Source organism: Pseudoxanthomonas sp. 68-E7, from assembly GCF_057773145.1.
The window spans coordinates 602,501-605,000 of sequence record NZ_JBYMTI010000003.1 but is presented as its reverse complement, the minus strand read 5'-3'; the positions used below and the strand labels follow the sequence as shown (position 1 = coordinate 605,000).

Below are 2,500 nucleotides of genomic sequence, written 5' to 3'. Positions count from 1 at the left end.
TACTTTTCGCAAAAACTTAAAGTCTCACTTTAGGTTTTTGCAGCAAGTGATCATTGAAAATCGAGTGCCTGCATAAATAGAAAACCCCCAGCCTTGAGGCTGGGGGTTTTAGGGGTAAAGCCCCTGGCGATGACCTACTCTTGCATGGCTTAGGCCACACTACCATCGGCGCAGCTGCGTTTCACTTCCGTGTTCGGGATGGGAACGGGTGGGACCACAGCGCTAATTTCACCAGGGAGACGGTTGGAGCGTCGCCATCCATAAGGATGAGGCGCCAGTCTCACATAGGGTCTTGTGACGTAGCGGGCATTGGATTCTCATCGACGCTGCCGTCGAGTCCAAGGCCACTTGAGGTTATATGGTCAAGCCGCACGGATCATTAGTATCAGTTAGCTCAACGCCTTGCAGCGCTTACACACCTGACCTATCAACCACGTAGTCTACATGGTTCCTTCAGGGGGCTTGTGCCCCGGGAAGTCTCATCTTGAGGCGCGCTTCCCGCTTAGATGCTTTCAGCGGTTATCGCTTCCGAACATAGCTACCCGGCAATGCCACTGGCGTGACAACCGGAACACCAGAGGTTCGTCCACTCCGGTCCTCTCGTACTAGGAGCAGCCCCTCTCAAACTTCCAACGCCCATGGCAGATAGGGACCGAACTGTCTCACGACGTTCTGAACCCAGCTCGCGTACCACTTTAAATGGCGAACAGCCATACCCTTGGGACCGACTACAGCCCCAGGATGTGATGAGCCGACATCGAGGTGCCAAACACCGCCGTCGATATGAACTCTTGGGCGGTATCAGCCTGTTATCCCCGGAGTACCTTTTATCCGTTGAGCGATGGCCCTTCCATACAGAACCACCGGATCACTAAGTCCTACTTTCGTACCTGCTTGAGCCGTCGCTCTTGCAGTCAAGCACGCTTATGCCTTTGCACACAGTGCGCGATGTCCGACCGCGCTGAGCGTACCTTCGAGCTCCTCCGTTACTCTTTGGGAGGAGACCGCCCCAGTCAAACTACCCACCATACATGGTCCCCGACCCGGATTACGGGCCTAGGTTAGAACGTCAAGCACATCAGGGTGGTATTTCAAGGTTGGCTCCACCACAGCTAGCGCCATGGTTTCATAGCCTCCCACCTATCCTACACAGACGAACTCAACGTTCAATGTAAAGCTATAGTAAAGGTTCACGGGGTCTTTCCGTCTTGCCACGGGAACGCTGCATCTTCACAGCGATTTCAATTTCACTGAGTCTCGGGTGGAGACAGCGCCGCTGTCGTTACGCCATTCGTGCAGGTCGGAACTTACCCGACAAGGAATTTCGCTACCTTAGGACCGTTATAGTTACGGCCGCCGTTTACTGGGGCTTCGATCAAGAGCTTCGCCTTGCGGCTGACCCCATCAATTAACCTTCCAGCACCGGGCAGGCGTCACACCCTATACGTCCACTTTCGTGTTTGCAGAGTGCTGTGTTTTTGATAAACAGTCGCAGCGGCCTGGTTTCTGAGGCCCTCTTCAGCTCAGCTGCGCATGCAGCCACCAAAAAGGGCGCACCTTCTCCCGAAGTTACGGTGCCATGTTGCCTAGTTCCTTCACCCGAGTTCTCTCAAGCGCCTGAGAATTCTCATCCTACCCACCTGTGTCGGTTTACGGTACGGTCTTCGTGAGCTGAAGCTTAGGAGCTTTTCCTGGAAGCGTGGTATCAGTGACTTCGCTCTAATGAGCTCGTCTCGGTGCTCGGTGTTAAAGGAACCCGGATTTGCCAAAGTTCCACACCTACCGCCTTTCCCCGGGACAACCAACGCCCGGTACACCTAACCTTCTCCGTCCCTCCATCGCACTCACGCGAGGTGCAGGAATATTAACCTGCTTCCCATCGACTACGGCTTTCGCCCTCGCCTTAGGGACCGACTAACCCTGCGTCGATTAACGTTGCGCAAGGAAACCTTGGGCTTTCGGCGTGCGGGCTTTTCACCCGCATTATCGTTACTCATGTCAGCATTCGCACTTCCGATACCTCCAGCAGCCTTCTCAAGCCACCTTCGCAGGCTTACGGAACGCTCCTCTACCGCGCACACATAAGTGTGCACCCCAAGCTTCGGTTCAGTGCTTAGCCCCGTTAAATCTTCCGCGCAGACCGACTCGACCAGTGAGCTATTACGCTTTCTTTAAAGGGTGGCTGCTTCTAAGCCAACCTCCTGGCTGTCTGTGCCTTTCCACATCGTTTTCCACTTAGCACTGAATTTGGGACCTTAGCTGTGGGTCTGGGTTGTTTCCCTTTTCACGACGGACGTTAGCACCCGCCGTGTGTCTCCCATACAGTCCGTCTTGGTATTCGGAGTTTGCCATGGTTTGCTAAGACGCGATGTCCCGCTAGCCATAACAGTGCTCTACCCCCAAGAGGATACATATGAGGCGCTACCTAAATAGCTTTCGAGGAGAACCAGCTATCTCCGGGTTCGATTAGCTTTTCACTCCTAATCACACCTCATCCCCT

General features: G+C 54.2%; 2 rRNA genes (1 of these 2 only partly in view). Both read right to left on the bottom strand.

Annotated features, from left to right (window positions below):
* Positions 1-121: 121 nt before the first annotated feature.
* Positions 122-236: ribosomal RNA gene (gene rrf / locus AC3DE2_RS10805) — 5S ribosomal RNA — on the bottom strand.
* 122 nt (positions 237-358) lie between these two features.
* A 23S ribosomal RNA gene (locus AC3DE2_RS10800) occupies positions 359-2,500 on the bottom strand (it continues 737 nt past the right edge of the window).